The organism is Pontibacter diazotrophicus (assembly GCF_003367245.1).
Taxonomy (GTDB): Bacteria; Bacteroidota; Bacteroidia; order Cytophagales; family Hymenobacteraceae; genus Pontibacter; species Pontibacter diazotrophicus.
In genome coordinates, this window is the sequence record NZ_QRGR01000019.1 from 114822 (window position 1) to 133565 (window position 18744).

17 protein-coding genes are annotated in these 18744 nt (G+C 48.4%); 5 read left to right on the forward strand and 12 right to left on the reverse strand.

Annotated elements, in window-relative coordinates:
• Window positions 1-156: 156 nt before the first annotated feature.
• The 3 genes from DXT99_RS16990 to DXT99_RS17000 form a co-directional block, all read right to left on the reverse strand.
• Window positions 157-606, reverse strand: a complete 450-nt coding sequence (locus tag DXT99_RS16990; protein WP_246000795.1) for a ferritin-like domain-containing protein — start codon at window positions 604-606, stop codon at window positions 157-159.
• Window positions 607-693: 87 nt separating this feature from the next.
• Complete coding sequence (locus DXT99_RS16995) at window positions 694-1935, reverse strand: BaiN/RdsA family NAD(P)/FAD-dependent oxidoreductase (protein WP_115566779.1); 1242 nt, start codon at window positions 1933-1935, stop codon at window positions 694-696.
• A 155-nt stretch (window positions 1936-2090) separates the two neighbouring features.
• On the reverse strand, window positions 2091-2918 hold the full coding sequence (locus DXT99_RS17000; RefSeq protein WP_115566780.1) for an SDR family oxidoreductase: 828 nt from the start codon (window positions 2916-2918) through the stop codon (window positions 2091-2093).
• A 106-nt stretch (window positions 2919-3024) separates the two neighbouring features.
• Between DXT99_RS17000 and DXT99_RS17005 the strand changes: the two genes are divergently transcribed.
• Window positions 3025-4482 carry a phytoene desaturase family protein gene (locus DXT99_RS17005; RefSeq protein ID WP_115566781.1) on the forward strand — a complete coding sequence of 486 codons (1458 nt, stop codon included), beginning with the start codon at window positions 3025-3027 and terminating at the stop codon, window positions 4480-4482.
• A 38-nt stretch (window positions 4483-4520) separates the two neighbouring features.
• Here the strand turns inward: DXT99_RS17005 and DXT99_RS17010 are convergent, their stop codons facing one another.
• A complete protein-coding gene (locus tag DXT99_RS17010) occupies window positions 4521-4940 on the reverse strand; it encodes a nuclease A inhibitor family protein (protein WP_115566782.1) in 420 nt (139 codons plus the stop codon).
• Between the two features lie 121 nt (window positions 4941-5061).
• On the opposite strand from DXT99_RS17010, the gene DXT99_RS17015 reads away from it, so the two are divergent.
• Window positions 5062-5937 carry an SDR family oxidoreductase gene (locus tag DXT99_RS17015; protein WP_115566783.1) on the forward strand — a complete coding sequence of 292 codons (876 nt, stop codon included), beginning with the start codon at window positions 5062-5064 and terminating at the stop codon, window positions 5935-5937.
• Window positions 5938-6013: 76 nt separating this feature from the next.
• Here the strand turns inward: DXT99_RS17015 and DXT99_RS17020 are convergent, their stop codons facing one another.
• The 6 genes from DXT99_RS17020 to DXT99_RS17045 all read right to left on the reverse strand — a co-directional run bounded on the left by DXT99_RS17020 (window position 6014) and on the right by DXT99_RS17045 (window position 14001).
• Window positions 6014-6634, reverse strand: coding sequence for a hypothetical protein (locus tag DXT99_RS17020; protein ID WP_147294243.1), 621 nt, complete (start codon window positions 6632-6634; stop codon window positions 6014-6016).
• A gap of 199 nt (window positions 6635-6833) precedes the next feature.
• Complete coding sequence (locus DXT99_RS17025) at window positions 6834-10034, reverse strand: efflux RND transporter permease subunit (RefSeq protein ID WP_115566785.1); 3201 nt, start codon at window positions 10032-10034, stop codon at window positions 6834-6836.
• A gap of 30 nt (window positions 10035-10064) precedes the next feature.
• Window positions 10065-11204 (reverse strand): efflux RND transporter periplasmic adaptor subunit, encoded by a 1140-nt coding sequence (locus tag DXT99_RS17030; RefSeq protein ID WP_115566786.1) that lies wholly within the window; start codon window positions 11202-11204, stop codon window positions 10065-10067.
• Between the two features lie 22 nt (window positions 11205-11226).
• On the reverse strand, window positions 11227-12564 hold the full coding sequence (locus tag DXT99_RS17035; protein ID WP_115566787.1) for a TolC family protein: 1338 nt from the start codon (window positions 12562-12564) through the stop codon (window positions 11227-11229).
• Window positions 12565-12772: 208 nt separating this feature from the next.
• Window positions 12773-13345 (reverse strand): TetR/AcrR family transcriptional regulator, encoded by a 573-nt coding sequence (locus DXT99_RS17040; protein ID WP_115566788.1) that lies wholly within the window; start codon window positions 13343-13345, stop codon window positions 12773-12775.
• Between the two features lie 377 nt (window positions 13346-13722).
• Entirely contained in the window at window positions 13723-14001 is a 279-nt protein-coding gene (locus tag DXT99_RS17045) for a hypothetical protein (RefSeq protein ID WP_115566789.1), read from the reverse strand.
• Between the two features lie 379 nt (window positions 14002-14380).
• On the opposite strand from DXT99_RS17045, the gene DXT99_RS17050 reads away from it, so the two are divergent.
• Window positions 14381-15223 carry an alpha/beta hydrolase gene (locus DXT99_RS17050; RefSeq protein ID WP_394851333.1) on the forward strand — a complete coding sequence of 281 codons (843 nt, stop codon included), beginning with the start codon at window positions 14381-14383 and terminating at the stop codon, window positions 15221-15223.
• Window positions 15224-15410: 187 nt separating this feature from the next.
• Here DXT99_RS17050 and DXT99_RS17055 read toward each other — a convergent pair whose 3' ends face one another.
• Window positions 15411-15863, reverse strand: a complete 453-nt coding sequence (locus tag DXT99_RS17055; RefSeq protein ID WP_115566791.1) for a YkvA family protein — start codon at window positions 15861-15863, stop codon at window positions 15411-15413.
• 212 nt (window positions 15864-16075) lie between these two features.
• Between DXT99_RS17055 and DXT99_RS17060 the strand changes: the two genes are divergently transcribed.
• The gene (locus tag DXT99_RS17060) at window positions 16076-16630 is read left to right on the forward strand and encodes an SRPBCC family protein (RefSeq protein WP_115566792.1); all 555 of its coding nucleotides are present in this window, start codon (window positions 16076-16078) and stop codon (window positions 16628-16630) included.
• Between the two features lie 9 nt (window positions 16631-16639).
• On the forward strand, window positions 16640-17170 hold the full coding sequence (locus DXT99_RS17065) for a DinB family protein (protein ID WP_115566793.1): 531 nt from the start codon (window positions 16640-16642) through the stop codon (window positions 17168-17170).
• Window positions 17171-17296: 126 nt separating this feature from the next.
• Here DXT99_RS17065 and DXT99_RS17070 read toward each other — a convergent pair whose 3' ends face one another.
• Window positions 17297-18688 (reverse strand): PhoH family protein, encoded by a 1392-nt coding sequence (locus DXT99_RS17070; protein WP_115566820.1) that lies wholly within the window; start codon window positions 18686-18688, stop codon window positions 17297-17299.
• Between the last annotated feature and the right edge of the window lie 56 nt (window positions 18689-18744).

The window sequence follows — 18744 nt, forward strand, 5'->3', positions numbered from 1 at the left end:
TAAAACTGTTAGAAAAGGCCGACTTGAAACGTCGGCCTTTTTGTTTTTACATTTGTTTTTCTAGAGGTGTGCGTAGCAGGCGACTGCTACACTCGAAAAACTTTGGGCACAAAAAAAGGAGCCGAAGCTCCTTTCTTTTTTGGTAATACAAATAGTTTATTTATTCGCTTTTGCAGCATCACGTAATGAGCGGATGTGGTCATGAGCGCTTTTTACGTCATCGTACTGTTGCTGTACGATTGGCTTCAGTTCACCTGGCAGGTTCTTATCTAAGGCCTCTTTGTATGCTTTAACGGCATAATCTTCGCCACGCTCACACTCTTCCAGCACACGCGCTCGGTCTTGTGTGGTAACAATAGATTTGATGTCTATCCAGGCACGATGTATAGTACCCTCTATAGAGCTTGACTCATCATCAGTCGCGCCCATTTTGTGCAACTGGTCCTGCAGTTCTGTAATCATGCTGTCGCGCTGCACCGCGTATTTTCTGAAAAGGTCTTTCAGGTCTTTATCTTCGATATCTTCAGATGCTGTCTTGTAACCTTTCGCACCATCTTTACATCTTTCTATCAGGTGATGAATGGTTGATTGTACTTCTTTATCCATTTTCATAGTTATACGATTTTAGTGTCTAATATGCAGATGTACTGATATTATACTAAAATAGTTGCCACAACACTTAAATGAAGCTGTTCAGACCAAGGCACCTGCCATGGCTTTACCTGCCAGGTAACCAGTGGTCCAGGCAGCCTGGAAGTTAAAACCACCTGTAATGCCGTCGATATCCAGTACTTCCCCTGCAAAGTAAAGCCCCGGTTGTACACGGCTCTCCATTGTTTTCATATTCACAGAACCAAGTTCTATGCCGCCACAGGTTACAAACTCCTCTTTAAAAGTCGTTTTGCCTTTTACCTCTACCGGCAGGCGCAGTAGCGCTTCCACTAGTTTATTTGTGCCTTTGCCAGGCATTTCGGCCCATCGAACTTCTTCAGGCACTCCGGTTAAACCTGTGAGGGCTTTCCAGAGGCGTTGCGGCAGTCCGAACAGCGGATTGGTACTCACCACCTTTTTGGGGTGCGCCTGCCGGTAAGCCTGCAAATGCTCCCGCAGGCTTTCTTCTGTATAGTCCGGTATCCAGTTGATGAGGGCGGTGAAAGTATATTGCTGCTCATGGAACAAGCGGGCACCCCAGGCAGACAACTTTAAAACGGCAGGTCCACTGTAGCCCCAGTGCGTGATGAGAAGCGGCCCCTCATACTCCAATTTCTGGCCTGCCACGCGTACTTTTGCCTTTGGCACCGATACGCCTTGTAGCTCCTTCAGAGGAGAGGAAGGAACGTTGAACGTAAACAGCGATGGCACCGGTTCCTGTATCTTATGGCCCAGCGCCCGCAGCCAGTCATAGCCTGAAGCTTTGGGGTTGCCTCCTGTACTTACCAATACCTTATCCGCTTTTAAGCTTTCGCCGGAGCTGAGCTGCAGTTTAAACTTTTGCTGGCCTGCTATAGTTTCTTCAGGCACTATGCCTTCAACACCAGCGCCGGTCCGGATCTGAACACCCACCCGTTTTGCCTCTTGCAGCAAACATTCTATGATCGTTTCGGAATTGTCTGTGACGGGGAACATACGGCCGTCTGCTTCTGCTTTTAATTGCACCCCACGCTCTGAAAACCAATCGACTGTTTCCTGTGATCCAAAGGCTTTAAAAGCCTCTTTCAGTTGCCGGGCTCCCCGTGGGTAATGCTGCGACAAGAGGGTTGGTACAAAGCAATGGTGCGTTACGTTGCAGCGCCCTCCACCAGAAACACGCACCTTGGCGAGCAGCTTGCCTGATTTTTCCAGCAGCAGCACCCTGGCTGTAGGGTCAGTTTGCGCACAGGTAATTGCCCCAAAAAAACCGGCCGCACCGCCACCTATTACTACAATTGTAGACATTATTTGTTGTTGATTATTTGTTGTTGATTGCTGATCTTCTATTAGATTGATTTAAGATGAAACCGATGTGCCTGTATTAAAGCGAGTATAATTTCTGGCACCAATTTTCATCTAAAAGCATCAACAACAAATAATCAACAATCGGTTTAAAGATACTAAAAGAAGCCCATAGGGTCGGGGTGGAGGAAGTTGTAAGCTAACGCATCCTTTATTTTCTGGCTGTTGATGAGCTTGAACCGGGTTTCATCCATGTCCTTGAACTCCGGAGGGGTTAGGCGAAGTGCTAGGGCGGCCTGTGTATAGAATTCCTTGCGCAAGGGGTGCTTATCGGCACAGGCGTGAAAAACATGTCCCCATATATTTCCCTCTATAAGGCGATGTATAATTGTCAGGCAGTCTTCCAGGTGGATCAGGTTTACAGGGGCATCACCATTTGGCACATTTTTCTTTCCGGCCAGGAAGCGCCCGGGTCTTCGGTCTTCTCCCACCAATCCACCGAAGCGCAGAATGGTCGTTAGCCAGCCGTCGTTTTCCTGAAACAGCTTTTCGGCCTGCAGCAACATATGGTCTGGTTGCTGCTCTTCTGTGAAAGCAATGTCTTCCTCGGTTACCACCCTGTTCAGGTCTAGGTAAACGGATGTGGAGGAGACAAACAGAATACGGCTAACAGGGGAGTCAGAGAGGAATTCCAGGAGGAGGTGCATTTGCTCCAGGTAGCCTTCGCCGCCATCGGAGCGCAGGTGCGGCGGGATGTTCAGCACGAGCACCTGTGTCTTTAAAAAATCCTTAAGTGCCTCCCGGTCCAGTTGTTCATCCTGCAAATTAAGCAGGTAAGGATGTATACCTTTTTGCTCCAACAACTCCAGTTTCTTGGGCGTGGTGGTAGAACCTTTTACTTTGTAACCGGCCTTGACTAATTGCGCTGCCAGCGGCAGGCCCAGCCATCCACAGCCCATTATACTTACTTCGTCTTTGTTACCCACTTTTGTTTGTGTTTTTATACTGTCATTGTCTCTTCTAACAAAATCAGGCGCGTGCTGTTTAAGAAAGCAGTGCTATAAGAAGATTACTGTGTAAAGTAAAGCATAAATGAACTATGATGTTATCATAATTGGCTCTGGTTTTGGTTCCCTGACGGCGGCTGCACTGCTGGCAAAGCGGGGGCTGAAGGTAGGGGTGCTGGAGCAGGCAAAATATCCTGGCGGGTGTTCCTCCTCCTTTAAGCGCAAGGGCTACTGGTTTGAGACAGGCGCTACGACACTTGTTGGGCTGGATGAACACATGCCGCTGCGCTACCTGCTGGATGAAATAGAGGTGGAGGTACCGGTTCTGAAACTGGAACCTCCGATGCAGGTACACCTGCCAAACGGAGAAACGCTCACACGCTACGGAAACCTGGAAGCCTGGATCGCAGAAGCAGAGCGGGTTTTCGGCAAGCATAACCAGCGGCCCTTCTGGGAGCACTGCTATAAAATCAGTCAGCAGGTGTGGCGGACTTCGCTGCAGCAACGCAGCTTCCCTTTCTCCAATGTCAAAGACCTGCTATTTTCTGCTGCCCGCGCACGACCAGCACAGCTAAAACTCATGTCAGGAGCATTCCGGACGATGGAGGACATGTTGCGCCATTACGGACTGCTGCAGCATACACTCTTCGTGGATTTTGTAAATGAGCAACTGCTGATAACTGCCCAGAATAAACTGGAAGAAGTAAACGAACTGTTCGGGGCGACGGCCCTATGCTATACTTTGTACAGTAATTACTACGTTCCGGGCGGGCTCATCAATTTAGTGAAACCCATTGTCTCCTATATCAGCGAGCAAGGTTCCGAAGTGCTGTATGGGCACCAGGTACAGCGCGTTTCAAAAGAGAAGGATGGTTATACGACAACTACCAGCAAAGGCAGCTTCAAGAGCCGGTTTGTGATCAGTGGTATTCCATTGAACAATACACAAAAGCTGTTTGAGGATGTAAAGATAGGGCAGAAGCTGCAAAAATATGTGATGCCCTCTGAGATGTTGAACGGAGCCTTTACGATGGGTCTGGTACTGAAGGGGCATCCTGCTCCGGAAGTACTGCATCACCAGGTCCACGCCCCGGATGGTCTGCCCATCATCGGAAGCAAGAGCATTTTTATCAGCTTCAGCCATCCGGAAGACCGGCAGCGGGCTCTGGATGGAGAAGTAGTTGCCAGTATCAGCACCCATGTGCAGCACCCGGAGCAAAAAAAGATAGAAGATAAAGCAATCATCGAAGCTGCCATTTTAGATGCACTGGTAGCCAGGGGGCTCATACGTAGAGAAGATATCCTCTATAATCAGTCAGCTACGCCCGGCGCCTGGATTTTCTGGACCCGACGGGCTTATGGTGCCGTGGGGGGCTACCCGCAGTACCGCCACGTAAAGCCCTGGCAAATGAAAGATGCCCGCCTCGACCACAGTGGCGCCTACCTCTGTGGCGACACCGTGTATCCGGGGCAGGGCATTGTAGGTGTTTGCCTCAGCGGCATCATTGCCGCCGGGAAACTGGTACAGGATCACGCTGTATAACTTATTCTTCCTCTTTCTTTGAACAGGCGAAGGGCAGCTTATTCTACAGAGGCTTCATCATCTACCACCATAGTGCGCAGCCCGGCATAGTTACCGTCTTCTGTTTTGCCCAGAATAAATACCTGCGTGCCTATTTCAGTAATCATGTATACTTTTACATCCTCTAGAAGCTCATTTAGCCTGGACTTGAGCATCTGAGTACGTTGTTCATTACTCTCTCCTTTGTTTCTGGCGTCCGCTGCTATCCCTCCCGTTTCATTAAAAAATTCGTCCAGCTCTTTTGTGGCCACCTCCATACCTGCCGCTTCTCCTGTCCATTCCGTTACTTTTTCAGAAGAAAACTGTTCCCCTTGTTCAAGCTCCCGGTAAAAGAATTCGAAGGGTGCTTCAATTTCGCTTTTCATTAACAGGCCGTCTACCGCCTGGTTTAATTCCTTTTCTAGTTGGTCTTTGTTCATATACCAGTCGCGTTATTAAATCAAGAATACTTTTCTGTACAAATTCAGAGCTATTATTATCTTTATATAAATCTGATAGCGGTAGCTTCGTCTCCGCATGAACCTTTATACGAATAAAACTATGCTGAAAGCAGAACCTATGTTAAAAGAGGGCGCTCTGAATGGCAAAACTATCATTGTAACAGGTGGTGGTACGGGACTTGGCCGTTCTATGGTGAAATATTTTTTAGAACTTGGGGCAAATGCCGTTATCTGCAGCCGGAAAATAGAAGTGCTGGAGCAGACAGCCAAAGAACTGGAGCAGGAGACAGGCGGTAAAGTGTTGCCCATAGCCTGTGATGTACGCAAGTATAATGAGATTGAGGAGATGCTGCAGCGTGCGCTGGAAACGTTTGGAAGCGTAGATGTGCTGGTAAATAATGCAGCGGGTAATTTTGTGAGCCCCACAGAACGCCTGAGTCATAAAGCCTTCGATGTGATCACGGACATTGTACTGAAGGGAAGCTATAACTGTACCCTTGCTTTAGGAAAGCACTGGATTGAGCAGAAGCAGGAAGCGGCTGTATTAAATATCGTCACAACCTACGCCTGGACCGGTTCAGGCTATGTGGTGCCTTCTGCCTGCGCCAAGGCCGGCGTACTGGCTATGACACGTTCCCTGGCATCAGAGTGGGCCAAGTATGGTATCCGTTCAAATGCTATTGCTCCCGGTCCTTTCCCGACCGAAGGTGCCTGGACGCGCCTGTTCCCGAAGCAGCTGGCGGACAAGCTGGACCCGGTGAAGCGAATACCAGTAGGCCGCTTCGGAGAGCACCAGGAGCTGGCCAACCTGGCGGCTTATCTGGTGTCAGATTATGCTGCTTTTGTTAATGGAGAGGTCGTGACCATAGACGGAGGTGAGTGGCTCTATGGCGCCGGTGAATTCAATTCTTTCGACCAGATACCGCAGGAAATGTGGGATGCAATGGAGAAGCAGATGCGCGGCAAGGGGCAGTAATGCTGTACGGGCTGATTTTATAAATAAAAAGCCTCTGCTTTGCTGGCAGAGGCTTTTTATTTGAATAGATTTTTTGTCAGCTATTATTTAGAAGCAAGATCAATACTACGTTAGTGCCCAAACCAATGGCCCAGTTTGTCCAAACTTTACCAGCCTTGATTTTGCGTGCTTTCTTGCGATACCCGGATGCATAATCAGGCTGTTGTAGTAAAGAACTATCCGGAGCATCTAAATTCTGTTGTTTTGGAGTAGTAACGGAAGTTCCAATAGCAGGGGCAAGGCCTAATACAGGGGACAGCAGGCTTGTAATTAAAACTGCTGTCCCAGCCGACTTGTATCCGTCATAATAGGTAATGGCATCCGTCTGCCCCTGGTTATAAAGCTGTAAGGCCGTAGCCTTTGAAGCGGCAGGTGCCTCTGCATCAGCAGAAGCTAATGCCACTACAGGTGCGGCTTCATTCAGTTCAAACGTTTCGCTGGTATTGTCCGGGTACTGGATCAGCATGATTTCAGACTTTGGGACAACATAGGTGGGCCCTTCCAGATTTGTAAAGAGCTTGTACTTTACCTCCAGTGTAGAGATCTCTAATACTTTGGCCTCAACCTTTTCACCGGTTCTTTTAGTGATTATATCCTGTGCCTGTACTAGCTGCAGCAACAGGAAAAATATAAAAAAGGGCACTGTGGCTTTCTTCATACTTAAATTTGTTTTCATGGTAGGGAGATTAATTGTTGCACCTAAAGTATGCTTTTAGCTTTAATAAGCCAATTGCTATATTATATTTTTTTTGTGATAGAAGTCAGAAAGGTTAGGTATCAGAAACAGTAACTTACATAAGCAGAAAGCCCCGGCCAATTTGGCCGGGGCTTTCTGCTTGAAATAAAGAAAAGAATAACTAGGCGTGCGGATTAACATAGGCTGGGTCACCACCTTCGTCTTCTCCTGGTCTATAGTTTTCGCGGAGCCTGGCAAGCTCTTTCTTACCATATGCTACTCTCGTAATTATCACGTATAGCACCGGCACCACAAAGATAGCCAGGAAGGTAGCTGCCAGCATACCGCCAATTACCACCCATCCGATTGTCTGGCGCGAAACGGCACCGGCGCCAGTGGCCATCGCCAGCGGAACCACACCTAATATAAAGGCCATGGAAGTCATGATAATCGGGCGCAGACGCAGCTTCACGGCTTCAATCGTTGCCTCTATCAGTTCCATGCCACGGTCTACACGCTCCTTGGCGAACTCCACAATCAGAATTGCGTTTTTGGCAGCCAGACCTATCAGCGTGATCATACCAATCTGGGCATACACGTTATTGTCCAGCCTTGGCAGCAGGGTAAGCGCCAGGATAGCGCCAAACATGCCCAAAGGTATGGCAAACAGGATGGAGAATGGCACAGACCAACTTTCATACAGCGCCGCCAAAAGTAACAACACCAGCAACACGGAAAGCGAGAAGATATAGATGGTGCTATCGCCGGCAGCAAGCTCTTCGCGGCTCAGGCCGGAGAAGTCGTAGCCATAGCCGGTTGGCAGCACCTCAGCCGCCACCTCCTCCAGAGCGGCCAGGGCCTGACCGCTACTGTAACCGGGTGCGGCGCTACCCATCACCTCTGCCGAACGGAACAGGTTATAGTGGGAGATAACCGAAGCATTTTCTACGACGTTGGAAGTTACGAGTGCACTCAATGGCACGGACTCACCCTGCCTGTTCATCACGTAATACTGGTTCAGGCTCTGGATGTCCATACGGTAAGCTGTATCGGCCTGGGCCACCACCCGGAAGTTACGTCCGTAGCGGGAGAAGTCGTTTACGTACCGGCTACCCATCAGGGAAGACATCGTGGCGTAAACATCCGCGATGTTCACACCCAGCTGTTTCGTTTTTTCCCGGTCTACCTCTACATGGTAGCCTGGGGTTCGGGTATTGAAAAAGGAATAAGCACTGGCTATTTCCGGTCGCTGGTTCACGGCCCCTACAAACTGTCCCATCACAGCTTCGAAGTCCTTCAGACTCCCGCCTCCGGCGCGTTGCTCCAGCATAAAGCTGAAACCACCGGAGTTACCAAGCCCGGGAATAGCTGGTGGAGCCACTACCACTACGTTCGCATCCCTCATTACAGCTAGCCGCTGATTCAGGGTGGCCATTACGCCGGCCAGCTGCTCCTCCTCGTTCTCTCTTTCGGCCCAGGGATGTAACTGGAGGAAGAAAGTACCACTGTTCGATTTAAAGGAAAAGTTAATGGCATTCAGGCCACCAATGGCAGTATAGTTCTTAATAGCAGGAATGTCAGCCAAAATGGTACCCATTTCAGCCAATATGGCTTCCGTTCTGGAGGCAGAGGAGCCTTCCGGCAATTCGATGGATACAATTACACGGCCTTCGTCTTCTGTTGGGATAAAACCTGTTGGCTTTGTTGCAAATAAGCCAACGGTACCAACATATAAGCAAGCCAGCAGCACCAGCACCAGTGGGGCAGCCTTGATGCTTCTGCGCACACCGCCGGAATAAGACGCTGTTGTTCGGGCAAACCAGTTGTTGAACTTATAGAAGAATTTGTTCAGGCCCCTCGAGTTCTTGTCCACGTTCATCGGCTTGAGCATGATGGAGCAAAGCGCCGGCGTAAGCGTAAGCGCCACAAAAGCGGAAATCAGAACAGAGATGGCGATGGTGATAGCGAACTGCTGGTAAAGCCGGCCTACAATACCCGGGATAAAGCCCACTGGAATAAACACTGCGGCCAGTATAAGCGCAATGGCTATAACCGGTGCTGTAATATCCTTCATAGCCTTGCGGGTTGCTTCTTTCGCTGAAATGCGCTCGTGGTCGATGTAATGCTGTACCGCTTCCACCACTACAATGGCATCATCCACTACAATACCAATAGCCAGCACGAACCCGAACAGCGTCAGGGTATTGATGGTAAAGCCAAGCGGAATAAAGAATACGAAGGTACCAATGATGGACACCGGGATAGCCAGGATCGGTATCAGCGTAGCACGCCAGCTTTGCAGGAACAGGAACACCACGATGATCACCAGTATAAGTGCCTCTACGAGCGTGTGCACCACTTCATTGATAGAAACCTGCACCACAGACACGCTTTCAAAGGAAACAACGTAATCTACATCGGCAGGAAAAGACTCCTTCAGCTCATCCAGGGCAGCGTAAACTCCTTCCGCTGTTTCCAGGGCATTGCTGCCGGGCGCCTGGTATAAAAGCAAAATGGCCGACGGATTACCGTTGATAGTGGAGGCTCTTCCGTAGTCAAACCTGCCGAATTCTATCCTGGCCACATCCCGCAGGTACACGATAGAGCCGTCTTCCGGGTTGGTGCGCACAATAATGTCCCCGAACTCTTCCTGGGTAGATAGTCTGCCGGTTACCGTAATAGGGTATTGAAAAGCCTGTGTATCGTACTGCGGCTTGGCTCCAACCGTACCGGCAGCAACCTGTAGGTTCTGTTCCTGGATAGCGCCTGTCACTTCGCTCGCACTGATGCTGTACTGCGCCAGCATATCCGGTTTTAACCAGATACGCATACTGAAGTCCTGCCCCAACGCATTGATATCACCCACGCCATTTACACGCAACAAGGCATCGCGCACAAAGATGTTGGTATAGTTGTCGAGGTATTCGATACCGTGGGTTCCATTTGGCGAGAAAATACCCACCACCATCATAATGCTCGGGTTACGCTTTCGCACCGTCACCCCAAGGCGCCTTACTTCCTCGGGCAGGCTTGGCTCGGCAATACTGGCCCTGTTCTGCACATCCAGCGTGGCGATGTCGATGTCGGTGCCTATCTCAAAGGTCACGCTCATGTTCATCTGGCCGTTGCTGGTGTTGGTGGAGGTGATATAGGCCATGCCCGGCGTACCGTTAATCTGTGTCTCCACAGGCGTTGCCACCGTCTGTTCTACCGTCTGCGCATCGGCACCCGTATAAATAGCAGACACAGACACCACAGGAGGAGAGATGTTCGGGTACTGCGTAACGGGTAGATTCATCATGGCCAGCAGGCCAACCAACACAATCACCAGCGAGATGACGATGGAGGTGACGGGCCTTCTTATAAATACATCTGATATCATGTTTCTTTCGAAAGTATTTCTGTACAAATTTTATCTTGCAGCAGCAGCGGGTTGTGCCTGAGGAGCATCTGCCTGCACTTTGGCGCCCTGGCGCAGCCGCTGTGTGCCTTCCACCACAATGGTACTGCCTTCTTCCAGGCCTTCGCGCACCACCACATCAGAACCGAATCTTGTACCCAGCGTTACGTTCCGCTGGTTCACAGAATCGCCCTGCACCACATACACATAGTATTCTCCCAGCTGCTCAGTCACCGCCCGGAAAGGTACCACCAGTTGCTCCCCAATATCCTGGTTCAGCACGCGCACCGTCACACTCATGCCGGGTATTAGTGTGCGGTCCCTGTTCGGGAACTGCAGCCGTAAAGTGGTGGTACCTGTCTGGCGCCCGATGGCCCGGTCGATGGCTACTATTTCTCCAGGGTAAGGGTACTCCGTCTGGTTGTTGAGCATGATTGTAAACAGAGAATCTGGCTGGTCTCCCTGCATCAGCAGGCTGAAGCGACTGATTTCCTGCTGGTTTATCACAAAATCAACGGCAATCGGTTCGGTAGAGGAAATCGTGTTCAGGAGTGGCTGACCCGGCGACACCTGCGCCCCGACTCTCACCTGAGAAATACCAATCGTGCCATCAAAAGGAGCCACGATGGTGGCATAGCTCAGATCGGTGGAGGCACTATTCACCTGCGCTTCTGCCGCGGCCACCTGCGACCGGGCCGTCTCCACATCCGTGCGGGCATAATCTACCTGCTGCCGGGCAATGGCTTCGCGCTCTGCCAATCGTTCGTAGCGTTCAAGGTCTTTCTCCACCCTTGCCAGGTTGGCTCTGGCGCTCTGGAGGTTTGCCTGCGCCTGCTGGAAGGATGCCTGGTATTTGCTTCTGTCAATTTCATACAGCCGCTGGCCTTTGGTTACGCGCTGGCCATCCTGCACATAGTAGTTGGTAATGTAGCCGGAAACCTGCGGGCGCAGTTCAACCTCCTGCAGGGGCACCACAGAACCCGGATAGGTGTCGGTGCCTGTTACGCGTTCTTCTTCTACCGTATAAGTATTAACAGGTACAGCAGCGGCTGCAGGGTTCTGTTGCTGGGCGTTGTTCTCCTCACCGCCACATGATACAAGCACCAGCGGCCCGATAATGGCAGCCATGAGCCATGGTAAATTCCTTTTCATTATTTATTGAAGTTGCTGATTTTTATCTGTTTATCTCTATGTTGCCTAAAGCTCTCTGGTAGTCCAGTTTGCTGGACAGCACATTATAAAGGGCATTATAATAGTTTAGCTGCGTTGCTCTGAGTTCGGTTTCTGCCACCACTAACTCGATGTAAGCTTTTATACCTTCTTCATATTGTAGCTGAATGATGTCGTACACCTCCTGGGCCACTTCCAGATTATCCCGAAGCGTTACCCACTCATAATAATCGCTTTTGTAATCAGCCAGGGCTGCCTGGTATTCTGTATTGATGATGCTGCGCGTGTTTTCTACCTCCACCTCGGCGCGTTGTTCCTCCAATTGGGCAGCCTTCAGGTTCTGAAGTCTTCTGCCGCCCTGAAACAGGGGAAGGGAGAGCTGCAGGCCCACCGCAGAGGTAGGGAAGGCTTCGTTATAAAGATCGGAGAATTGGTTGCTGAAGTATAGGGAGTTATAGTTAACATAGGCTGAAGCTGTAGGCAGAAAGCTCCACTTCTGGAAACTTGTGTTCAGGCGCAGAAGCTGCTGCTGGGCCTGAAGCTGCTGAAGCTCTACCCGGTTAGCAAAATCTACTATCTCTGTGGTATCCACCAGTACCGCCTGCTGCATGGCTTCATAATCATATGCCAGTTCTACCTCGGACTCCACCGGCAGCCCCATCAACTGCTTCAAATAAGCCTCCTTTGCACCGATGGCCTGCATGGCCCTGTTCCGGTCGCTGCGGATATTGGCCAGTGTGATGGAGGCGCGCTGGTAATCCGTTTTATCTACAAGCCCCACTTCAAACCGACTTCGGGCATCGTTATACTGCCTTTCCTGCCGGACCACGTTCTCATCCAGTATCCTGATTTGCTCCATGGTGAGCAGCACATCATAAAAAGCCTTGCTCACCACTACTACTGTGTTGATCTTTGTGTTGATGGTGTTCAGGTCCAGTTGCTGTCTTGTAAAGCGTGATGCCTTAGAAGCCAACAAGAGTTGGCTGCTGAATATCGTCTGGTTTGCCTGGAGTAGTATATTAGAAGTATAATTCCTTCCGAGAGTTATCACCTGGTCTCCGAATGGCTGCTGCTGGAGCTTCAGGTTTCTGGTGCCGCCATACCCCAGCGATACCTGCGGATACCAGCCAGCGAGTTCGGCCTTGATATCCCTTTCTCCGATTTCTTCATCAAGCACAGCCTGTTCAACTGCCGCCCGGTTTTGTAAAGCATAATCTATACACTCCTGCAGTGTAAGTGCCTCTGGTGCTGTAACCGAAGCCGTATTGCCTTGTGCCAGCAGGAGCGTGGGGTACAGCAGGCACCCCAGTAACAATGGCTTTAGTCGTTGGGTTAATTTCATGAAATAGTGCGGTAAAATTTATTATCTGATTGGGTCGATTGCGTAGTAAGCTTGCCGATTCACAGGGTGGTTGCGGCAAGCGAATTTATAATATTTAAATCATACTTGAAGGGCTTCATCGGCTTCATGTTTAAACATTAGTTGGTTTGTGTAAATTCTCTTCATTGTTTGGTCAGATGTAAGCTATAACAAGGAAAGCTGCCAGCGGTTACCGCACCGACATTCCATCCCATAGAATCCGGGCTATTTGTTTCAACTCCACATCACCCATTTGAATTTTGCCACGGCCGTACACTTTCGCGGTGGTGATGATGCTGCCGTGTGCCAGAACTCCTAAAATTTCCGGATTTACTGGCCGGAGGTGGCCTTGTTCAATTCCTTTTTCAAAGAAGAGATACAATAAGCTGTGAAACTCATCATGTCTTACCTCTACTTTATTCGTGTTATAAGGGGAATTCACAAATTGCTCGAAGAACCTCAGCACATTCGGATTTTTAATGTAGAAGGTATAGAGGCTCATCCAGATAGCGAAAAACCGATCCTGATAGGGCAGGTCTTCATTATCACCTGCCTGTAAGGCATCAATCGTTCGCTGCTTTACATAGCTGTATAATTCACAAATCAGTCGTTCTTTGCTGTCGAAGTAATGGTAAATAGTACCGGCAGCAACGCCAGCCTCTTTGGCCACCATACTCATAGGAGTGCCGTGGAAACCGTTCTCTTTCACCAGCTCTAAAGTACTTTCCAATATCGCTTTTTTCTTCTCTGCTAAAGGCTCCATTCCGGTATTACTTCCAATTGAATGTTCATTCGGTCGGCAAAGGTAGGTTAATTTTGAAGAATGGAGCAAAATAAAGGAAGGTTTTTTCTTTGCACTGCATCATTCAGGAGCATCTCGTTTTAGAATAGCCTTGGGCAGGGAGCTTAAACACACCTTATATGTATGGTGCGGCTATGGTATAAACAGAAAGAAACTATGTCAGTTTTATAATTCTGTCGTGGCTGTGAATGATGCTCTGATAATGAATTTACATGCTGTATATGAAGGCGCCTGATAAAAGTGTTACAGGGGAGAGGCGGTGGCAGCAATGCTGCGTGTTGGGCATAAAAAAAGAGGTAAGCGTATGCTCCCTCTCTTTTTATAGGTTTCAGATTTACTTACTTGTCAGTTTCGTAGCCTGAAAGCTTAATCATCTTGTTATAATTACCTAAAAGTAAAAATGATGGAGCCCACTGTCCTACGAACAATGCTTCCTCATCTTTTCTCATGATTTTCAATGTTGCAGAAATTGCCATAGAGCCTAATGCAGCCCATAAGAATATATCAGATGGAATTTTAGAAGTATAGTTTTCGATAGCTGATGCTACCGGTCCTTCTTTGTGATTTGGGTTAGCTCTATCTGCTTTTTCTTTTAAATCTTTTGCTGATGTGTCCATAGTTTTATTTTAGTTTAAAGATTGTTCTGTTACTAGAGAAACGAATTCTTAGTCCTATAGTTTAGAAATTGTATGTTAATTTGAAATATTGCTCGCTTAGGGGCATTTATCAAAGCCTCAAATGCAGTTCCTTATCATTGATAACATACTTTTTTCAAGCAACTCTGATTGCGAAAGCCTTATCTTTCTTTAGCAATTCCTTTCTGCACTAGAAAGATAAATGCTCCATTTCGCAGCAGAAAATGGAAATCAGAATAGTCAGATATTAATCAAATTGTTATTATTACCTATTGAAGAAGAGCGTTTTTAATCGTCTGATTTATCATCCTATCATAAGTATATGAGAAAACAATACATCATTGGCTTCTTAACCGTTATCATGCTTTTTCCGGCTGCTTTGTTCGCGCAAACCACCGGAAGCGTCATGGACAACCTGACGCTGAAAAGTAAAATCCTGAAGGACAACCGGAAATATTCCATTTACCTGCCGCCGGACTACGACAGTTCCAAACGCAGTTATCCTGTCTTGTACCTGCTGCATGGCGCCGGTGATGATCAGACGGGATGGGTGCAGTTTGGGGAAGTGTTGAGAATAGCAGACAAAGCCATCAACGAGGGGACTGCAACCCCTATGGTGATTGTGATGCCCGATGCCAATACAGGGCAGCGCGGATATTTTAATGACGTGACAGGGGAGTGGCGCTATGAAGATTTCTTTTTTGATGAGTTCATGCCTTACATAGAAAAAGAATACCGCATAAAAGGCGAAAAGCGTTTCCGGGCTGTTGCCGGTTTATCTATGGGGGGCGGCGGTTCCTTTATGTACGCGCTGCACCGCCCGGACCTTTTCTCATCAGCCTGCCCCTTAAGTGCTGCGGTAGGGCCTCTTTCTCTCGCTGATGCCAAAACGTTTATGGAGCGGATTGGCAACAAACCAGTCACAGCATCTGATGAAGCAATTGAGGCGCACTACAGGCGCCACAGTGCGCTTGAGTTGATTGCCAACATGCCGGAAGATCAGAAAAAGGCAGTGCGCTGGTACATTGATTGTGGCGATGATGATTTTCTTTTTGAAGGAAATGCTTTAGCCCATATAGCGATGCGCAAGAATGAAATCCCGCACGAGTTCCGGGTAAGGGACGGCGGACATACCTGGACCTATTGGCGTGAGGCGCTGCCAACCGTGCTTTCTTTTGTTTCAGATGCTTTCCACCAGCATTAAACAAAGCACCTGTCATTCAATGCCTGTCTATTGTGCAGCGATTTATTGTGCTGCATACAAAACGTTATTTACTTAATAACAAAGGCCGGTTCTCTGTCGAGAGCCGGCCTTTGTTGTAGATGCAGATTTCACTTCATGGACAGAAATTTTAATTCCTGCACAGCTGCTATAACTATCGTGTAACTTATTAAAGAGAACCTATGCGGGAATGGTCGAAGTTTGTGTCGGTTTCCCATTGTCTGAACTTGTTGATTTCTGTCTGAAAAGCATCTATAAACCAGGCCATCAGGGTTAAATCATCCAGTAAACCTATCACGGGTATAAAGTCAGGGATAATGTCCAGGGGAGTTACCAAGTATAGCAGCACCGCCACGCCAATGAGCAGAGACTTGCTGGATACATTGCGGTAATCTCCGTTGATGTACGATTTCACTAGCCTGATGAAAGTAAGCATGAATTCCTTCAGTTGGTCAAACCCACTTTTATTACTGTCTACCTCTACAAGTTTGCCATAGGCAGAGGTCAAGAGCAGGCCAAGTTTGGCGGGTTTTGCAAGCAGCTTGCCTGATTTTCCAAGAATACTTTTAAAGATCGGATTCTGTGAGTATTTTAATCCTTGATGTATCCAGTCGTTCAGCATATCTGTTTTTGTTGGTTTTAATGTGTTCAATACCCTCTACGTGGCTAAAGCCTTTTAGGCTGAATAAGGTAAAGTAGGTCTTGCATAGCTCTCAAAAAAGAGTGAAAAAAATATCCTGCCGCAGTGCTTGTTTCATATCTGAAAGCTCATTTAAATTAGTGTAATTTACTCCCTCCAATCTTTAGTATAGATAAATAAAAAATGAGTCTTCTATGAAGCTGATCACAATTGTGATTTCAACGCTGCTTGTGCTAACAGCAGCTTTGGCCGGTGCTCTATACCAGTTACCTACGCAACTGGAGGTGCAGCAAAGCATTGTGCTGAATGCCAGTTCTGAAGAGGTTTACACATACCTGAACAACCCGATGGAGTGGGAGAAATGGACTGTTCTGAACAAGCAGACGGACCCCAGCATGATTTACCTGTATGGAGGCCCAATGGCAGGAACAGGGGCTCGTATGCAGTGGAGCGGAGACAGGGTTGGAAACGGGCAGGTGGTTTTTACCGGGAGCACCAGTCCAACATCACTGCTGTATCTGGAAAGCGATGATGCAGACACCAGCAGGTTGCATGGCTCCTTTACATTGACAGAAGTAGAGGGAGGCACTGAACTTGTCTGGCGACAGGAGGCAGTATACGGGGAAAATCCATGGGACAGAGTCATCTGTTTGCTAAGAACGTACAGAAAGCAGGATGAGGCGGAAAAGGGACTGCTGGGGCTGAAAACTTTAATATTGAGTAACAGTAAGAAGAAAGCGTTAAAGTAGAAATAGCATATGCCGATCACCATCAACAGACCTACAATAGAGGAGTATCCTGATTATTACCAGGAGTACATGAACCTCTTGCCAGAAGGCGATATTCTTTACATTCTTGAGAAGCAGGCAGCAGACCTGCGTTACATGTTCAGGAAAATTTCTGACGAGCGTGCAGAAGAAGCTTATGCCGAAGGAAAGTGGACAATGAAAGAAGTGCTGCAACACCTCATCGACTCGGATCGGATATTTGGCTATCGTGCCCTTTGCATTAGCAGGGGAGAGGAAGCCGCGCTGCCTGGTTGGGACGAAGGGAAATACGTCTATAATTCGCTGGCAAACATCCGCCCTCTGGAAAGCCTTCTGGATGAATATGAGCTGACAAGACGCTCTAACATGGCCATGTTCCGCAGCTTTACTTTTGAAATGATGAACAATCGTGGGGTAGCCAACGGACGCGAAATATCTTTGCGGGGGCTTATCCACGTGATGGCAGCGCACGAACTGCACCACATGCACATTCTGCAGACAAGGTACTTAAAACGGAAGTAGGCTGTTTAGGAGAAAGGAAGTAAAACTTAGGACAAGAGATAAGAAGAAAATCCTTAGTACATAAAAACAGAAATCCCTGCGTTGTCTCTAACGCAGGGATTTCTGTTTTTATGTACTTGGGTTTAGCTACAATAACTCGTTTGCCAGGTTTGCCAATTCAGAGCGTTCACCTTTCAGCAGCGTGATGTGCGCGTATAAAGGGTGGTTCTTAGCGCGGTCAATCAAATAGGAGAGGCCGTTACTTTGTGAGTCAAGGTATGGGGTGTCTATCTGGTAAACGTCTCCGGTGAAAACGATTTTGGTGTTTTCACCCGCACGTGATATAATAGTCTTTACTTCGTGTGGTGTCAGGTTCTGAGCTTCGTCCACGATAAAAACAATATTCGATAAACTGCGGCCACGTATATAGGCCAAGGGCGTAATCATCAGCTTTTCCAGGTCCACCATGTCCCGTATCTTCTGGTACTCCTTGCTTGTCTCGGCAAACTGGTTCTGAATATACTTCAGGTTATCCCAGAGCGGCTCCATATAAGGGTTCAGCTTCGATTTAATATCGCCGGGCAGGAAGCCAATGTCTTTGTTGCTCAGCGGCACGACAGGCCGGGCCAGGTAAATCTGCTTATACTCCCGGCGCTGCTCCAGGGCAGATGCAAGTGCAAGAAGCGTTTTGCCTGTTCCTGCCACTCCCTGTACGGTTACAAGTTTTATTTGCGGGTTTGTGAGGGCATGGATGGCAAAAGCCTGTTCCGCATTCCGTGGCTTTACGCCGAAAGCTGTCAGCTTGTCTACCCGCTCGAGCTTCTTTTCAGCAGCGTTATAAAAAGCTAAGATGGAGCTTTTAAAGCTCTTTAAGATAAAGTAATGATTATCGGCAGGTGTTTGCTGCAGCGCTTTGTCCGGCTCGCATTCCCCTTTCTCATACAGCTCACTTATCACAGCCGGCGATACGTCTTCTATGGTGTCGTTGCCTGTGTAGAGACCGGCTACATCCTGTATCTTACCTGTTTCATAATCTTCAGCTGTGATGTTGAGCGCCCGGGCTTTCAGCCGCAGGTTGATGTCTTTGGTCACCAGCACTATCTTGTTATCCGGCTTCTCTTGCTTCAAAGAAAGGGCGGAGTTAAGGATGCGGTGGTCGTTCTTGTCCCCGAATATCGTCAAGGCATCAATATCAGACGACTCGTTCATCAGCACTTTAAAGTAGCCTTTGTTTTTCCCGTTCAGGGGGAGCCACTCCTGCAGGCGGTGCTCGGCTGAAAGTTTGTCGATGAAGCGGATAAATTCCCTGGCCTCAAAATTCTTAATGTCGTTGCCTTTCTTGAAGTTATCAAGCTCCTCCAGCACAGTGATAGGAATGGCTACATCGTGTTCCTGAAAGTTCTGGATGGCGCTGTGGTCGTAGAGGATAACAGAAGTATCCAGCACAAATATTTTTTTAGTGTCCTGGTCTGTTATTTTAGGTTTTGCCTTTGCTGTCTTGCTTGTTTTAGAGGTGCTGCTCGATTTAGATACTTTCATACTGCCATCGGTGGCAGTGGGGGATTTGGTAGGGCTTGCCATAGGCTTTGGGCTAA